This is a genomic window from Bradyrhizobium sp. HKCCYLRH3099, from assembly GCF_051167855.1.
GTDB lineage: Bacteria > Pseudomonadota > Alphaproteobacteria > Rhizobiales > Xanthobacteraceae > Bradyrhizobium.
On the sequence record NZ_JBNPTW010000008.1, the window covers coordinates 200,659 to 215,853 of the forward strand.

The 15,195-nt window shown below is 67.3% G+C and carries 14 protein-coding genes; 2 read left to right on the plus strand and 12 right to left on the minus strand.

The genetic code is table 11. From position 1 onward, the window contains the following. The 8 genes from ACQR1Y_RS18095 to ACQR1Y_RS18130 all read right to left on the minus strand — a co-directional run bounded on the left by ACQR1Y_RS18095 (position 1) and on the right by ACQR1Y_RS18130 (position 9,094). Entirely contained in the window at positions 1-1,314 is a 1,314-nt protein-coding gene (locus tag ACQR1Y_RS18095) for a cytochrome P450 (protein ID WP_434877607.1), read from the minus strand. Continuing rightward, positions 1,314-2,030 carry a methyltransferase domain-containing protein gene (locus ACQR1Y_RS18100; RefSeq protein WP_434877608.1) on the minus strand — a complete coding sequence of 239 codons (717 nt, stop codon included), beginning with the start codon at positions 2,028-2,030 and terminating at the stop codon, positions 1,314-1,316. The genes ACQR1Y_RS18095 and ACQR1Y_RS18100 overlap by 1 nt, the downstream gene beginning before the upstream one ends. Further along, positions 2,027-2,518, minus strand: a complete 492-nt coding sequence (locus tag ACQR1Y_RS18105; protein ID WP_434856160.1) for a hypothetical protein — start codon at positions 2,516-2,518, stop codon at positions 2,027-2,029. The genes ACQR1Y_RS18100 and ACQR1Y_RS18105 overlap by 4 nt, the downstream gene beginning before the upstream one ends. 49 nt (positions 2,519-2,567) lie before the next feature. Beyond that, complete coding sequence (locus ACQR1Y_RS18110; RefSeq protein WP_434877609.1) at positions 2,568-5,798, minus strand: AAA family ATPase; 3,231 nt, start codon at positions 5,796-5,798, stop codon at positions 2,568-2,570. Between the two features lie 135 nt (positions 5,799-5,933). Beyond that, the gene (gene purD / locus ACQR1Y_RS18115; protein WP_434877610.1) at positions 5,934-7,217 is read right to left on the minus strand and encodes a phosphoribosylamine--glycine ligase; all 1,284 of its coding nucleotides are present in this window, start codon (positions 7,215-7,217) and stop codon (positions 5,934-5,936) included. Positions 7,218-7,289: 72 nt separating this feature from the next. Beyond that, a complete protein-coding gene (locus ACQR1Y_RS18120; RefSeq protein ID WP_434856163.1) occupies positions 7,290-7,604 on the minus strand; it encodes a winged helix-turn-helix domain-containing protein in 315 nt (104 codons plus the stop codon). A 4-nt stretch (positions 7,605-7,608) separates the two neighbouring features. Continuing rightward, a complete protein-coding gene (locus tag ACQR1Y_RS18125) occupies positions 7,609-8,157 on the minus strand; it encodes a hypothetical protein (protein WP_434856164.1) in 549 nt (182 codons plus the stop codon). 13 nt (positions 8,158-8,170) lie between these two features. Continuing rightward, complete coding sequence (locus ACQR1Y_RS18130) at positions 8,171-9,094, minus strand: alpha/beta hydrolase (protein ID WP_434877652.1); 924 nt, start codon at positions 9,092-9,094, stop codon at positions 8,171-8,173. A 189-nt stretch (positions 9,095-9,283) separates the two neighbouring features. Between ACQR1Y_RS18130 and xseA the strand changes: the two genes are divergently transcribed. After that, a complete protein-coding gene (xseA, locus tag ACQR1Y_RS18135) occupies positions 9,284-10,897 on the plus strand; it encodes an exodeoxyribonuclease VII large subunit (protein WP_434877611.1) in 1,614 nt (537 codons plus the stop codon). Between the two features lie 7 nt (positions 10,898-10,904). Here the strand turns inward: xseA and ACQR1Y_RS18140 are convergent, their stop codons facing one another. Further along, a complete protein-coding gene (locus ACQR1Y_RS18140; protein ID WP_434856166.1) occupies positions 10,905-11,735 on the minus strand; it encodes a dienelactone hydrolase family protein in 831 nt (276 codons plus the stop codon). A gap of 172 nt (positions 11,736-11,907) precedes the next feature. Here ACQR1Y_RS18140 and ACQR1Y_RS18145 point away from each other — a divergent pair, with 172 nt between their 5' ends. Then, positions 11,908-12,135 (plus strand): DUF2093 domain-containing protein, encoded by a 228-nt coding sequence (locus ACQR1Y_RS18145; protein ID WP_434877612.1) that lies wholly within the window; start codon positions 11,908-11,910, stop codon positions 12,133-12,135. On the opposite strand, the gene lpxK is transcribed toward ACQR1Y_RS18145, so the two are convergent. The 3 genes from lpxK to ACQR1Y_RS18160 are packed head-to-tail and all read right to left on the minus strand — an operon-like array spanning position 12,132 to position 15,184. Beyond that, entirely contained in the window at positions 12,132-13,139 is a 1,008-nt protein-coding gene (lpxK, locus tag ACQR1Y_RS18150) for a tetraacyldisaccharide 4'-kinase (protein ID WP_434877613.1), read from the minus strand. The two genes, ACQR1Y_RS18145 and lpxK, sit on opposite strands and share 4 nt — an antisense overlap. Then, a complete protein-coding gene (locus ACQR1Y_RS18155; protein ID WP_434856169.1) occupies positions 13,129-14,436 on the minus strand; it encodes a 3-deoxy-D-manno-octulosonic acid transferase in 1,308 nt (435 codons plus the stop codon). Before ACQR1Y_RS18155 ends, lpxK begins: the two co-directional genes overlap by 11 nt. Continuing rightward, on the minus strand, positions 14,429-15,184 hold the full coding sequence (locus ACQR1Y_RS18160; protein WP_434877614.1) for a lysophospholipid acyltransferase family protein: 756 nt from the start codon (positions 15,182-15,184) through the stop codon (positions 14,429-14,431). Before ACQR1Y_RS18160 ends, ACQR1Y_RS18155 begins: the two co-directional genes overlap by 8 nt. Between the last annotated feature and the right edge of the window lie 11 nt (positions 15,185-15,195).

Below are 15,195 nucleotides of genomic sequence, written 5' to 3' on the forward strand. Positions count from 1 at the left end.
CTATGCTACAGCCGCCCTGTGCGGCGCGCAAAACGAGATGCGTAGCGGCAGCGCGCTCACACCGCTCATGAAGGGCGACTCGACGCGGCGAACCCGCCCCGCCAGTTCGATCCGCTCCGTGCGCCGCAACAGTTCCGTCAGCAGCGCCCGCATCTGCATCCGCGCCAGATGCAGCCCCAAGCAGACATGCGGTCCGCGGCCAAAGGCAATGTGCGGATTCGGCCGGCGATCGATCCGGAATGTGCCGGCGTCCTCGAACACCGCCTCGTCGCGATTGGCAGAATGAAAGAACAGCGCCAACGCCTCGCCCTCGCGAATGCGCCGGCCGGCAATGTCGGTGTCGCGAATAGCGGTCCGCATGAAATGACGGACGGGGCTGGTCCAGCGCAAGATCTCCTCGATGGCGCTGTCGAGGAGATCAGGCCCCGAGCGCAGCCGTGCAACCTGGTCGGGCGCGGCCAGCAGCGCCTCCAGCCCTCCGGCGAGCGCGAGCGCCGTGGTGTCGTGACCGGCGGTGACCAGCAGGATGAAGTAGGAGATCAATTCGTAATGCGGCATTGCCGCGCCATGCGGCGTGGCCGTCGCGATCATCGTCGCGAGGTCATCGCGCGGATGAACGCGGCGATCGGCGGCGACGGCTTCGAAATAGTCGCGCAGCGCCAGCATGGCCATCCGCATGGTGTCGGCCGGCGACTCCGCGAGCCGCCGCTGGGGATCCTCGGCACCAACGAAGGCCTGGGCGAGCCGCGCCAGCCGCGCATCATCGGCTTCGGGCGTGCCTAGCATGCGGCCGATGACGCGGAAGGTGAACGGCCGCGCGATGTCGGCGGCGAAGTCGCATTCATTGCCGCGCGCCGCCACGCGATCGATGATGTCGGCCGCCCATCGCGGCAGCCAGGCTTCCATGTCGCGCAAGGCCGGCGGCGAGAAGGCCGCTTGAATGATCGCGCGATAGGCGGCGTGATCGGGCGGATCCATCTCCGTCAGGCCGCGCACGAGCTGCGGCTTGCCGGTCACACGCTGCAGCACAGCCTCGGAGGCTTCGCTGGCGAGATAGGCCCGAGGTCCCGCGGCGAAATCCCGGCTTTGCGTTTCGATGGCCGCGATATCGGCATGGCGCGTGACGGCCCAGAACGGGCGCACGCCGGGGCGCTCGACCCAGTGCAGCGGCGCCTGCCGTCGCAGCAGCGCGCAAGCGCGTTCGAGCCGCGAAGGGCTCGCATGGCCTCGCGGCGAGATCAGCACGTCGACCGCACCCTCGATGGCGTCACTGCGACGATCGGCGCGCGACGATGATATCGGCCGGCCCGGCATCAGGCTGGCGGGCTCGCCTGGAGCGGGCCCGGGTCCGGCTTGCGGCGCACCAACAGCGTGAATTCCTTCATGCCGTAGTTGCCGAGGATATCGACCGTGACCGGAAATTCGCGCGCGCAATGCTCGGACCAGATGTCCGGCGTCGTCCGATACAGACGCGTCGCCGCCGGCTCGCGATCCAATTCATCGACGGCATCTGCGTGCATGAAGTTGACGCTGAAGCCGCGCCGGCTGGTCGCATGCATCTGCCGCAACAGATCCTTGACGTAGCTCTCCCAGACCTCGCGCGGATAGCCCACATTGACGTTCATGATCCCTGAAGCGACCGAATAGTCGGCGACGCGCGGGCTCTGCGCGGCGACGATGAAGCGCCGCCGGGGGCCGGAGAAACGCCGGCGGGCGCGGCTGATCATGGCGCGCGACAAGTCGATGCCGAGATAGTCGATGTCGCAGGACGAATGACGGACAGCCAGGAACGGCACCAGCGCGCCGTAGCCACAGCCGACATCGTTGAGGCTGAACGGCGCCGACGTGTCGCACAGCTTCATCAGCTGCACGAAGCGCAGGCTCTGCGTCGCCTCGCACGACCAATCGACGCCACGCGGCGTCGCGCCATGACGCGCGACGCAATCGGTGTAGTAGGCATCGACGCCGGAGCAGACGGCTTCCCAAGGAGGATCCGTCCGCTCAGGACCGTCGCCCTGCGTCTCGCTCACTTCTTGCGTTTCTCGACTCGCCTCGCCCGCGCGGTCTCGGCCGCCTGACGGCGGACTTCACGCCCCGGCGTCGTCGGAATCGAGACCATCACGTGAACATCGAGGGAGAACACCACGGGGCGTCCTTCGGACACGGTGACGCGCGGATCATCAGCCGCGGCATGGCACACGATCGAGACGGGAAGCGGCTTCTCGGCTTCGAGATTGTCCTTGAACGCCTTGATGACGCGGTCATGCCCATTCACGTTGGGCATATCCGATGGGTAGGTCTTGAGAAACTCGAGGAACTTGTACCAGCGGCGCCGCTCGGACCAGTCGGACGGAACGATTCCGAGCAGGGCGAAAGACTGCTGCAGCCCGTGCTGCAGTGAGAAAACACCGAACTCACGCTGCAACTCGACCATTTCGGCCAACGCATCCGCATCAAAACGCTTGTTCAACTGCACGACGATATCCAGCGTCGTGCTGTCCTTGATCATTGCACCCATGGGTCCCTCGCCATCGTTTGGTCATACAAACGCCGGCACTCTGCCCATATCATCTTACTTGTTCAAGGGAGGACCTCAGCGCCATCAACAGCGGCTGATGCAAATCCGCCCCCGTGATCGACAGCAGTCCTTCGCACTCCGCCAGCAAGCGACGAGCATCATCTGCTGCAGCTACATGCGGAGCGGAGCTCATGATGTGTCCCTTCAGCAGCAGGCCGTGCAACTGCGCGATGCGATCCGTTCGTCTTTGACCGACGGCAATGGCCTCTTCGGCCGCCGAAAGAGCCGACTCCATCCGCTTGGCCTGCCAGAGCAACGCGGCGTAGGACGCCAGCATGCGCGGCTCGAACTCGAGGCCGGCCCTCTTCTGGCGCGCATAGGCGATCGCGTCCTGAAGCTCCTGCGCCGCCGAAGGGAGATCACCCGCGGCACCGAGCGCGAGGCTCGCGCACCAGAGGGCCGCCATGCGGATGTATGGCATGCCCGATTGCTCCGCGATGTCGTTCACGCGGGCCGCGTGGTCGCGCACCATTGCGGCGTTGCCGGTCGCCCACCCGAACTCGACCGAAGCAAAATGCGGAATGAAGCGCACGACGGCGGCCACTTGCTGAGCCGACTCGCCAAGCAGATGGGCCAACTCCTTTTCGACGTCTTCAAAGCGGCCGAGCTGGAGCAGGATCCGCGACTTCAGACATCTGATCCAATATTCGACGTCGAAACCCAGGATCTGGTTGGGCGTCAGGCCGAGCGTCACGTTGCTGTCGAAGCCACCCTGGCTGCGAATGACATCCTGGGCGGTCTCGGCCGCGGCCAGCGCCTCGCGCGGGCGCCCCGACATGAAGAACGCCTGGGCCAGCATGGCATTGACGGTGGCATAACGTCCGACGTCGCCCTCCTCCGACGTCAGCTTGACGGCGTTCTGCACCAGATCGACGTAGTCGTCAGCCGCTCCGGTCGACGCAAGCACCCGGCCATACGCGCCGATGAGAATAGGCTCATGCATCTTGTCGGAAGAGCGCGCATAGCGCAGGGCCTCCTCGGCAAACGGCCTCACCTCGTCGGCCGACATGCCCTCGCGCCATCCGCAATTGAGGATCTGGCCGCTGGCCAAAGCACGCAGGCGATCGACGTGCTCCGACGGCGGCAACGCCTGGAGCATGTTGCGGATCTTGCGCCAGAGCCGAAGCGCCTCCGGCGTGTTGGTGCGTCCGATCCAGCGCGCTGCCCGCTGCAGATGCTCGACGGCCTGCATGGTCTGGCCTGCGAACTCGTAGTGCGAGGCGATCAGGGCGGCAAACTCGTCCTGGCTGCCCCAATCGAGTGACTCGATCGCCTTGGCCACGGCCAGGTGCACGCCGGTCAGCCGCGAGCGCAGCTGCATCGCATAGGCCACCTCCTGGATCAGCGGATGACGGAAGGCGAGCACGCCCATGTCGAAGGGCGGGAGGTCGTAGAGCAGGTCGGCCTGTCGCAATTGCGCAAGCGCCTCATAGAGCTCGGCATCGGGGAGCTCCATCACCGGCCTGAGCACCGCAAGTGCGACCGAGCGGCCGATCACGGCGGCGGTTTCGAGCACGCTCTTGGCAGTCTCGCCGAGCCTGTCGATGCGCGCGGCCACCACGGCATGCACGGTCGGAGGCAGCGGAATGGGGCCAATGCCGCCCTTGAGCCGGTAGGCGCCGCGCTCGCCTTCGAAGCCGCCGCTTTCCGACACCGCGCTCGCCAGCTCCTCGAGAAAGAAAGGATTGCCTTGCGCGCGCTCGACGATGTCGCCGGCCAATTGCTCCAGCGATGGATCGTCGCCGAACACGCCGCGCAGCAGCTCGCGCGCCTCGGTGGAGGCCAGCGGGACGATATGCAGCTCGTGAAACAGCGCCCGCTGCATGAAGGACGCGGCAAAACCCGGCCGATAGTTGACGACCAGCAGCGTCTTGGTGCCGATCGTGGCCTCGGCGAGAGCCTCGACGAATTCCTCGCTGGCCTCGTCGAGCCAGTGCAGATCCTCGATCATGATCACGACGGCGCCGTCGGCGGGCGCCGTGCGGAACAGCGTCTTGAAGACGTTCAGGAGGCGCGTCTTGAACACGCCGGGATCGAGCCGCAGCGCAGGCCGCGCCGGGTCGGCGAGGCTCATGAAGTCCAGGAGCAGCACCAGCGCCGTGTCGGGCATGCCGATGGCTTCAAGCTTGTCGACGACACGCTGGCGCGACACCTCGACGGGCTCCTTGGCACGGATGCCGAAGAAGTCGCGCAGCAATTCCAGCACCGGCTGGAATGGCGTGGTGCGGCTGTGCGCGAGCACGCGCGCCTCGTAGACACGAATGCCCTGCCGGCGGCAGTGCTCGGCGAACTCGAAGCACAGCCGGCTCTTGCCGATGCCGGCGTCGCCGACGATGCCGACCACGGCGCCGCGCGCGGCCAGCACGTCGTCGAGCTCGCGTTCGAGCACCCGGAGCTGGGCGTTGCGCCCGATCAGCGGCAGCAGGCGCTGTCCGCTGCGGAAGACGTCGCTCGCCGGCGCGCTGAGGCGGCCGATCAGCTTGTAGATGGAGACGGGCGACGCAATGCCTCGCAGCGTGTGCGTGCCGAGTGATTCCGCTTCGACGAACTGGCGGGCGCCGAGATAGGTTTCCTTGCTGATCAGGATCGTCCCGGGCTCGGCCATGTGCTCCAGACGGTTGGCCAGGTGCACGTTGGCACCGGCCGCGTCGTAGGTCTGGTACATGCTGTTTTCGACGACCTGGACGATGACCTCGCCGGTGTGCAGCCCGACGCGGACCTGCAGATGCGGGTCCGCCAGACGCCCGATCGAATCCTGCATCGCGAGCGCGCCAAGGCAGCCGCGCACCGCATGGTCCTCATGCGGCACCGGCGCGCCGAACAGCGCCATCACGCCGTCGCCCTGCGTCTTGTTGACGACGCCGTCGTAGCGGTGAACGGCCTCCTTCATCAGGTTGAGCACCGGATCAAGCCGCTGCATCGCGAGCTCGGGATCGCCGAGGCTGTCGATCAGCTGGGTCGAATCGCGAATGTCGGCGAACAGAATGGTGAGGCGCTTGCGCTCGCCGCCCTTGCTGCTCAGCGTCCTCAAGACGCGCTGAGCGGCCTGGTCGGGCGGAGCGACCCGGCCCGGCAGCGGCGAGCCGCATTGGCCGCAGAAGCGATTCGACGGGTTGTTCGCGTGGCTGCACGCCTCACATCTGAGGCCGAGCGGCTCACCGCAGAGATCGCATGACGCTCTCCCTGGCTGATTTTGCCTCCCGCACCGCGCGCATTCCATGGCCCCTCCGTTCCACGGCGGAACTGAATCATCCCGTCACGGCATGATAGTATGGAACTGCCACAGATTTCCGGGGAAACATAGCGTTTCGCAGATTCAAGGCAGAGGCCGGATTTTGGAACCGCCACCGCCGGCTCAGCCGTTGCCGCTCTCCTGAGCCACGGCCTGCCAGGCAATGTCGCGGCGACAGAAACCGTCGGTCCATTTGATGCGGTCGACGGCCTGGTAGGCCCGCGCCTGCGCTTCGGTCACGGTCTTTCCCGACGCGCACACATTGAGGACCCGTCCGCCATTGGCGAGAACAGCACCGTTCTTGGCGACCGTTCCGGCGTGGAAGATCTCGACCCCGTCGACCTTCGCGGCGTCATCGAGCCCCTCGATCACGCCGCCCTTCGCGTAGTCGCCCGGATAGCCCTTGGTGGCCATCACCACGGTGACGGCGGCGTCGGGAAACCAGCGCAGATCGAAATTCTTGAGCTGACCGTCGCAGGCGGCGAGCATCGCGGGGACGAGATCCGACATCATCCTGAGCATCAGGACCTGACATTCCGGATCGCCGAAGCGCACATTGTACTCGAACAACTTCGGCCCCTGGGCGGTCAGCATCAGGCCCGCATACAGGATGCCCTTGAACGGCGTGCCGCGCGCGTTCATGCCGGCAATCGTCGGCAGAATGATGCGATCCATGATCTGATCATGGATCTCCTGGGTCACGAACGGCGTCGGGGAATAGGCGCCCATGCCGCCGGTGTTGGGCCCCTGGTCATGATCGAACACCCGCTTGTGGTCCTGGGCGGATGCGAGCGGAATGGCGGTCTGGCCGTCGCACAGCGCGAAGAACGAGACCTCGCGGCCCTCGAGATATTCCTCGATCACGACCTCGGTGCCGGCGACGCCGAAGCCGCCATCGAACATCATCCGCACCGCGTCCTCGGCCTCGGCCAGCGTCTTGGCGACGACGACGCCCTTGCCGGCCGCGAGCCCATCGGCCTTCACGACGATCGGCGCGCCGTGCTCGCGGACATAGGCGAGCGCCTCCGGCGCATTGTCGAAGCGGCAATAGGCACCGGTCGGAATGTCGTACTCGGCGCAGAGATCCTTGGTGTAACCCTTGGAGCCCTCGAGCTGCGCGGCGAGCCTGGACGGCCCGAACGCCTTGATTCCGGCCGCCTCGAGATCATCGACGATGCCGGCCGCCAGCGGAGTTTCCGGGCCGACCACCACGAGGTTGACCTTGTGGGCGCGGCAGAAGGCGATCACGGCCGCATGGTCGGCGACGTCGAGCGTGACACATTCGGCCTCCTTGGCGATGCCGGCATTGCCCGGGGCGCACCAGAGCTTGGTGAGCAGCGGGGAGCCTGCAATCTTCCAGGCGAGCGCGTGCTCGCGGCCGCCGGAACCAAGGAGGAGAATGTTCATCGTCGAAGCCGTTGCAGGGGGTGTAAGCCAATCTGGACGCCCCAATTGCCCGGCCGTCGCTACAGAGTCAAATCATGGCTCGGACGGCTTGGCGGCGGCGCCAGCGATGATCTCCTGCAGGGTGGCGACGTGCCGGGCGAAAGCGGCCCGGCCGGCCGCGGTGACCGTGACCGTGGTCTGCGGCTTCTTGCCGACAAAGGCCTTGTCCACCGCGACATAGCCGGCGCGCGCCAGCGTCTCGATATGGGCGCCGAGATTGCCGTCGGTGGCGCCGGTCAGCTTCTTCAGGCGGACGAATTCCAATCCGCCCGCGGTCGGCAGCGCATTCAGCGCCGCCATGATCTTCAGCCGCAGCGGCTGGTGGATGATCTCGTCGAGCTCCGCCACCCCCTTAGCTCCGCCGCATCCACAGGCCGCCGAGGACGAGGCCGCCGCCGTTGACGAAGGCCATCCACAGCGGGAAGGCCGCGCCGATGAAGGCATAGCCGATCAGGGTCAGCGCGGTCACGCCGAGGCCGAAGATCATGAACGCGATGCCGAACCACAGGCCGGCCAGGCAGTAGAACAGCATGAAGTAGATCGGCCAGAACGCGCCCATCTCGCGCGGCCCGAAATGACCGATGGTCTCGACGAAGGAGCCGAAGGCGAAGAACATCACGAAGGCGAGCAGCGCCCGGATATCGAAGCCGCGCACGCCGGTGCGGAATTTCTGTCCCACGCCGAGCATCGCCGAGCCGGCGATGCCGAGCACGTAGACCGCGAGCCACGCTTTGTCGGCGTAGACCGGGGCGAGATAGGTGATGAGGTTGGCGGGGAACACCAGCACGCCCCACAGGATCATCAGCAGGCTGGAGAGCCTGTAGATCTGCGATTGCCGCACGCGCTTCGTGACGTCCTCGATGTCGCCGAGCGCACGCGCGGCCTCCCGGCTGTCGATCATGGCAATAGACCCTCTAGCGCGTGGCCACGTCCTCGGCGATCGCGTGGATGGCCTGCGGCGCCGACACGATCTCCATGTGATTGACGCCGGCGATCAGCTTCACGTCAACCGCGGGCGCAACCGCATGCACAGCCTCGGCATATTTGTCGGCGAGCATCAGTTCGTCGTCGGCACCGGCAATCAGGGTCACAGGATGCTTCGCCGCTGTGAGGTCGGCTTTGTAGCCACCGGTCGCGAAGTTGCGCAGCAGCCGATAGCTGTAGGTCGAGACGACGTATTTCTCCGCGTTCGGCCGCACGGCAAAGGCGAGAGCGGGCAGCGCCTCGCAGCAGGACAGGCCAATGCGGCTCAGCACGGCGAGCGCGAGGATGCGCGGAATATCGGGACTGGCCCAGCCGCCTGAATTGTCACGGTTGGTCGGCGCGTCGTAGCCGAGATAGGGCGAGAGCAGAACGGTGCGAGCGAACAGGTCCTGGATCGGTCCGCCCGCGGCGCGCAGCGCGAAGCCGCCGCCGGCCGAATGCCCGAGCAGCACGAATGGCTGGGCCGGTACGGACGTCCTCACCTCCGCAACGAAGTCAGCGAGGTCGTCCTCGAGCTGCCCGAGATAGCCGATGTCGCCACGGGTGCCGGAGCCGCCATGGCCGCGCATGTCCGGGGCGAAGGTCTCGACGCCACGTGCGGCCAAGGCGTCGGCCAGCGCATGGACGGCGATGCTGGAGCCGGCGGAGCCGTGCACCAGAACCGCGACCTTGCCGACCGGCGTCCCTCGCGCCGGATAGTGCCGGTAGGCGAGCTCGGTGCCGTCGCGGGCCGTGAAGCGCTGCAGGCCGGGCATGGTGCTGCGGTCGACCTGGCCCGCTGTGTTCGAGATCGACTTCAGCTCGGGCGGCCGCACCAGGGGCCGGGCGATCATTGCCCCCAGGGTGAGGGCCATCGCTCCTGCGAGAGCCAACGGCCAGCCCACCAGCCGCACGGCGATCCGAACACCCCGTTTCATCGTCCTCTCCAGCTCTGTAATAGAGAACTCTGTAATACAGAGTTATCGAAAAGGCAACGGCTTGATTGGCGATGGGAGCCGAAAGCTCCTACCTTGGCGGCTGCTCCCCGAACCGAATCAGAAGCAATGCCGCCTGCGGAAGCCCTGCCCAACGCGCCCGAATTCACCGTCACCGAACTGTCCTCGGCGCTGAAACGCACGGTCGAGGATCAGTTCGGGCACGTCCGCGTGCGCGGCGAGATCACCGGTTTTCGCGGGCCGCATTCCTCGGGGCACTGCTATTTCGCGCTCAAGGACGAGAGCGCCAAGATCGAGGCCGTGATCTGGAAGGGCGTGCACGGCCGCATGCGCTTCAAGCCGCAGGAAGGGCTCGAGGTCATCGCGACCGGCAAGCTCACGACCTATCCCAACTCCTCCAAGTACCAGATCGTCATCGAGGCGCTGGAGCCCGCCGGCATCGGCGCGCTGATGGCGCTGATGGAGGAGCGCAAGCGCAAGCTCGGCGCCGAGGGCCTGTTCGATCCCGCGCGCAAGCAGCTCTTGCCATGGCTGCCCGAGGTGATCGGCGTCGTGACGTCGCCGACCGGCGCGGTGATCCGCGACATCCTGCACCGGCTGGAGGACCGCTTCCCCCGCCGTGTCCTGGTATGGCCGGTCAAGGTGCAGGGCGACGGCTCGGCCGAGCAGGTGGCGGCCGCGATCCGCGGCTTCAACGCGCTGCCGGAGGATGGCCCGATCCCGCGGCCCGACGTGCTGATCGTCGCGCGCGGCGGCGGCTCGCTGGAGGACCTCTGGTCGTTCAACGAGGAGATCGTGGTCCGCGCCGCGGCGGAGAGCATGATTCCGCTGATCTCGGCCGTCGGCCACGAGACCGACGTGACCCTGATCGACTTCGCCGCCGACAAGCGCGCGCCGACCCCGACGGCCGCCGCCGAAATGGCGGTGCCGGTGCGCAGCGAGCTGATGCAGGAGGTTGCGAGCCTCGCCCGCCGCGTCAGCGTGTGCTGGCAGCGCAGCCAGGAGAGCCGGCGCAACGAACTGCGCGCGGCCGCGCGGGCCCTGCCCGGCCCGAGCGATCTGCTCGCCATCCCGCAGCAGCGTCTCGACTCGGCCGCCGCCAGCCTGCCGCGCGCGCTCAAGACCAACACCCATGTGCACTTCCGGCAGTTCGCCGCGGCGAGCGCCAAGCTCACGCTGCGCGTGCTGCACGCGCAGATCGCGCACTCGCGCCATCGCCTGATCGCGTCATCCGAGCGCTTGTCGCTGTCGTCGCGTGGCCAGCTGCATCGGCGGCGCGAGCGGTTCGAGGCACTCGATGCGCGCTTCAAGGCTTCGCGCCAGGCCTACGCGCAAGCCAAGCACCAGGCGATCGCCAGGGAGCGCGACCGCACCGAACGTCTGGCCGAACGTGCCAGGCGCGCGCTGGTCACACAGTTGCAGCGGCTGTCGGCGCGCGTCGGCCAGAGCGACAAGCTGCTCACCGCTCTGTCCTATCGCAGCGTGCTGGCGCGCGGCTTCGCGCTGGTGCGCGACGAGGCCGGCCACCCGCTGCATCATGCCGCAAGCATCGGTCCGGGCGCCGCGCTGTCGATCGAATTCGCCGACGGCAAGGTCACGGCGACGGCGGGCGCGGACCGGCCGCAGCCGTCGGTGAGTTCAGCCGCGCCGAAGCCGTCGCGCGACAGCAAGCCTGCGCCGAAGCGCACGCCCGATCCCGCCGATCAGGGCAGCCTGTTCTAAGGGGCCCTCAGCGCGCCAGCCACTCGGCGACGAGCTTCTGCGCATCGGCGCGCGCCTCGGGGTCGGAACCGACATGGCCGCGCTCGGGCGCCGCGGCATCGGCGCCGGCGACCTGATGCACCGGCAGATTGACGCGATCGAAATCATGATAGGCGCCGGGATAGATGACGATGCGGGTCAGCGCGCTGCGGCCGCGCGCACCGTCGATCATCTGCCGGCACGCCGGCGGCGAATAGACGTCGTCCAGTCCGCCGATCAGAACGAGGGTCGGGACTCGCGTGCTCCAGCCGAGGCCGGACGAGGCGCGGCAATCCGGATAGAACGCGACGGCCGAGCGGAAATCCGGCGAGACGTGATCAGGCAGTTGCGGGCGCACCGCCCAGAGCAAAGCGCTGGCGCCGCTGGCCCAGCCCACCAGGCTGACGCGGTCCGGCATCGCCCAGGGCTGCTGGATCAGCCATTTCTGCGCGATGACGATGTCCGCCACGCGCTCGCGCCGGCCGCTGATGCGGCGATCCTTGACGCGGCATTGGGGCCCAAGCCCGCGCGAGCCGTAGCTGTCCGGCAGCAGCACGGCCTTGCCGTCCTTGACCAGCTCCTCGGCCCAATCGCGATAGCGCGGCAGCACCGGCTCGGAGCGGCCCGACAGCCCGCCGCAGCCATGCAGCGCGACGACCGCTGGAAACGGGCCCGTCCCGCGCGGCTTGTAGAGCTGCGCGTGCAGAACGTAGTTGTCCGAGGGGATTTCGACAGCGACCGGCGCCGGCAAAGGCTCCGCCGAGGCGATGGAGGCCGTGGCACAGAGCAGAGCAGCAACAACGGTGATCAGGGAGCGCATCAAACCAGCCGGACGGCGGATATTTCAGCCTAGCTAGCACGGAGTTTCGCGCGAAAGCATCACAAATCGGTGGGTTTGCGGGAGGGACAGGTCCGCCTATCTATGTTACCAGATCATCGAATTTGGCGTGTCGTGTGCCCCTCGGCGGGTGCAGGGATTGGAGATCGCGGACGTGCTCAACAAGTTTGGTCCCTCGGGCCAGGGCGAAGCACAGGTACAGTATCTGGATGGCGATTTCCGCGTGATTTCGCCCGGAAGCTATGTGCGCTGCGCGATCACCGACGCGCGGATCCCGCTCGATGAGCTGAAATATTGGAGCGTCGACCTGCAGGAGGCCTATGCACTGCCGAGCGCGGTGCTGCAGCGGCATTATCCGGGCGCGCTGAAGGCCGACGGCTAGACGTTCCGCACGTTCAAGCGTTGCGCGACGAGCGCGCGCAGTGCGTGCGGATCAGCGAACTGCAGCGTCACGGGAAATGCGGCAATGGCGAGGTCGAGCCTCGCCGCCTTGCTGCCGCGAAGACGCGCGAGATCCTTCTCCGTCGTTACCAGGGTCAGCCGTTCGCGCCCGGCCTGTTCGGCCAGTTCGGCGATCTCATCCGTCGAATAGGAATGGTGGTCGGCAAAGGCGCGCTCGCGCCTGACATCGAGCCCAGCGGCTCGCAGCGTGCGAAAGAAGCGGCTGGGATCGCCGATTCCCGCAAAGGCCAGCAGCGGCCCTCCCTGCAACGCCTCGACCGCCTGCGGATCGGGCCGCAGCGTGGCCGCAAACACTGGTTTTCCGGCGGCGGACACGGTCGCGGCGACCCGAGCGCCGGCCTCACCGCTGCCGATCACCAGCAAGGCATCCGTCCGCGCCAGTTGCGGCGGCAAGGGCGCCCGCAACGGCCCGGCCGGGAAAACCTGTTCGTTGCCGAGCCCGCGCGCGCCATCGATCACGATCAGCGCGAGATTTTTGTTGATCGATGGATTTTGAAACCCGTCGTCCATCAGAATGACGGTGGCGCCCTGTGCCTTGACGAGGCCGACGCCTTCGGCCCGCGCGCGGGACACGACGACGGGCACGCACGCGGCCATCATCAGCGGCTCGTCGCCGACATCGGCGGCCGTGTGGGCGGCCGGGTCGACGAGCACGGGGCCAGACAGCCGCCCGCCATAGCCGCGGCTCAGCACCACCGGGGTCTCACCGAGGTCACGCAGGAGATCCGTCAGCGCCAGCACCGTCGGCGTCTTGCCGGCACCGCCGACATGGAAATTGCCGACACAGATCACCGGCACGCCGGCGTCGATCCCCGGCTGCTGCATCCGGCGCGCGGCCACCGTGCCGTAGAGCATCGACAGCGGGGACAACAGACGCGATTGCCAGGACTGAGGCCGGTGCCAGAAGGCCGGCTCACGCGCCACCGGCGGCTCCCATCTCCAGCCTGATCTGCAGGAGATACGGCTCGAGCGCCGACACCGTCCGGTCCAGCGCGCCGCCGAGTTGATCGACCACCCGTGTTCCCGCCGCCGCCAGATTGGCGACGGCCGCGGCGTCGCCGAGCAACTGCCGGAGCTGCCGGATCAGCGCATCCTGGTCACGCGCGAGGCGCGCGCCCGCCGCGCGATCCAGCGCCTCGTAGACCTCGGTGAAGTTGAAGACATGCGGTCCATGCACGATGGCGGCGCCGAGCTTCACGGCCTCGATCGGATTCTGTCCGCCATGCTCGACCAGCGAGCCGCCCATGAACACCACCGGCGCGAGCCGGTAGAACAGGCCGAGTTCGCCCATCGTATCGGCGACGTAGATGTCGGTGCCGGCGAGCGGCTGCTCGTCGCGCGAGCGCAAGGCGGGCTGCAACCCGGCGCCAGCGATCAGTTCGGCCACGGCGGGACCGCGATGCGGATGGCGCGGCACGATCACGGTGAGCAGCGAGCGATAGATCGTCGACAGCACCTTGTGGGTCGCGATCAGCATCTCCTCTTCGCCGGGATGCGTGGACGCCGCAACGATCACCGGTCGGCCCCGCGTCATCGCGGTGAGCCGGTCGAGCTTCGCCGGATCGGCGGGCGGCGCCGGCACGTCGAGCTTCAGATTGCCCGTCGTGACGACGTTGCGCGCCCCCAGCGCGGAGAAGCGGTCGGCATCGGCCTGCGACTGCGTCAAGAACAGATCGAAGCGTCCGAGCAGTGCGGAGATCGTGCCGGACATGCGGCGCCAGCGCGGGAACGAGCGCGGCGACATCCGGCCGTTGATCACGACCATCGGCACCCGCCGCGACGCTCCGGCCAGGATGAGATTGGGCCAGAGGTCGGATTCGATGAACAGCCCGAGCGACGGACGCCAGTGATCGAGAAAGCGCTCGACGAAGCGCGGCGTGTCATAGGGCACATATTGATGGATCACGTCGGGCGGAAAGCGCTTGGCGACGATCGCCGCCGACGTCACCGTGCCCGAGGTGATCAGGATGCGGATGTTGAGCGCGCGCAGCCGCTCGATCAGCGCCGCCGCAGCCAGCACCTCGCCGACGCTGGCGCCGTGAATCCAGACCAGCGGCCCCTCCGGGCGGGTATCGTGGCTCAAGCCACGCCGCTCGTCGGTCCGCTCAGGATCTTCCTTGCCGTTCTTGAGGCGCTGCCGGATCAGGGCCGGCGCAAGCGGCACCGCCGCCGAGGACAACCCGCGGTAGACGCGCAGGGCCATCGGCAGCGGGCTAGCCACTGGCGGCTCCCACAGCGTCGGCCCGCGAATTCACCGGCGGCGGACAGGCTTCGGGACGGCCGACGATCTCATAGGCGCGGCGCATGCATTCGTTGAGCGTGGCCTCGAGGTCGAGGCGCGCCTGCTCCATGGTCGCGGCGTCGGCATCACGCGGCACGTTGATTTCCTTGATTCCCACCAATGCGCCGCGGCCGAATGGCAAATTGATGGTCGTACTGTCCCAGTTCTTCAGGCGGACGAAGCGGCTCGTGACCATTGCGAAGGGCATGATCGGACGTCCTGACTCACGCGCGAGCATGATGATGCCGAGACCCGCGATCCGCGCGCGTTTCGGCACATCGGCAGTGGATGCCACATTATAGTTGTCTTCGAGCGCCTGCACCATCTCCCTGAACGCCCCCACGCCGCCTTTCCGGTGGAAGGAGCCGCCATGGTCGCCGGAGCCGCGGATGGTTCCGATCCCCAGCCGCTCCGCAGCGATGGCGTTGAACTCGCCGTCGCGATGCTTGGAGATCAGCACCTTGGCCCGATAGCTCGACTTGTTCCTGATGAAAGGCGTCAGCAGATGCTGGCCGTGCCAGAACGCGAAGATCGCCGGCATCTGCGGCTCGACGATCTCGTAGACCTCGGGCGGCTCGAAGGTGAAGCGGTTGGTCAGCCACACCAGGCGCAGATATTCGGCCGCGAGGAACCCGACGGCGCGCTGGAACCAGCCGCTACGCAGCGTATTGCGGATCAGATGTTTCAAGTCGTGAGCTT

Excerpts from the sequence above, each read along its gene's own strand:
- ACQR1Y_RS18125 (WP_434856164.1), bottom strand. The coding sequence starts at position 8,157 with ATGATCGACAGCCGGGAGGCCGCGCGTGCGCTCGGCGACATCGAGGAC.
- xseA (WP_434877611.1), top strand. The coding sequence starts at position 9,284 with ATGCCGCCTGCGGAAGCCCTGCCCAACGCGCCCGAATTCACCGTCACC.
- ACQR1Y_RS18110 (WP_434877609.1), bottom strand. The coding sequence starts at position 5,798 with ATGGAATGCGCGCGGTGCGGGAGGCAAAATCAGCCAGGGAGAGCGTCA.
- ACQR1Y_RS18140 (WP_434856166.1), bottom strand. The coding sequence starts at position 11,735 with ATGCGCTCCCTGATCACCGTTGTTGCTGCTCTGCTCTGTGCCACGGCC.
- ACQR1Y_RS18130 (WP_434877652.1), bottom strand. The coding sequence starts at position 9,094 with ATGGCCCTCACCCTGGGGGCAATGATCGCCCGGCCCCTGGTGCGGCCG.
- ACQR1Y_RS18105 (WP_434856160.1), bottom strand. The coding sequence starts at position 2,518 with ATGGGTGCAATGATCAAGGACAGCACGACGCTGGATATCGTCGTGCAG.
- purD (WP_434877610.1), bottom strand. The coding sequence starts at position 7,217 with ATGAACATTCTCCTCCTTGGTTCCGGCGGCCGCGAGCACGCGCTCGCC.
- ACQR1Y_RS18095 (WP_434877607.1), bottom strand. The coding sequence starts at position 1,314 with ATGCCGGGCCGGCCGATATCATCGTCGCGCGCCGATCGTCGCAGTGAC.